Origin of the sequence: Streptosporangium sp. G11, from assembly GCF_051192615.1 — a bacterium.
In the GTDB taxonomy this organism is placed as follows: domain Bacteria; phylum Actinomycetota; class Actinomycetes; order Streptosporangiales; family Streptosporangiaceae; genus Streptosporangium.
Genome location: NZ_JBPJUQ010000373.1, coordinates 1 through 555, shown reverse-complemented (window position 1 = coordinate 555; position 555 = coordinate 1). Strand labels below are relative to the sequence as shown.

1 protein-coding gene is annotated in these 555 nt (G+C 66.5%); it reads right to left on the bottom strand.

Annotated elements, in window-relative coordinates; genetic code table 11:
* Positions 1-480, bottom strand: a 480-nt coding sequence (locus ACSDR0_RS51095; RefSeq protein ID WP_435296216.1) for a helix-turn-helix domain-containing protein, incomplete at its 3' end; no start/stop codon positions are given.
* Between the last annotated feature and the right edge of the window lie 75 nt (positions 481-555).

The window sequence follows — 555 nt, the reverse complement described above, 5'->3', positions numbered from 1 at the left end:
GCGCACCCCCTCGGCCAACAAAATTCGCCGTACTTGCGAGCGCGCCACTTCGATGCTCAGCCCGTGGGCGGCTTCGGTCAGCGTGTCCAGTGTCCAGTTGCCCGGTCCGTCCTCCTGGTCCGCGGCCGGCTCACCGGTTGCCTGATCGCGCAGCGGCCGGCCCGGAGGCCGGCTGCGGGCCAGCGCGATGATCTGTGAGCGCTCGGCTTCGCCGATCCGCCGCTTACGGCCGACACCAGGCCGATCTCCCAGCCCATCGAGACCTTCGGCGTTGAAGCGCGCCAGTCGATAGCGCACCGTCTTCTCACTGCAGCCGATGCTGCGGGCGATCTGCGGCACCCGCAGCCGCTCCCAGCTCAAAGATATGATCTGCGCTCTGCGGATCCAGTCGGCCGGAGCATGTCGGGCACCGGCCAGCTTACGGATCTTCCGTTCCTCCACCGTGTCCTTCGGCGCCCGTGCGAACAGGAGCTTCGGCACTGCCTCACCGCCCATCAACGACCCGCTGGGCCCTGATAGTACGTCTAATCTTGCTGTCCAAAAAGGAACGAAGCA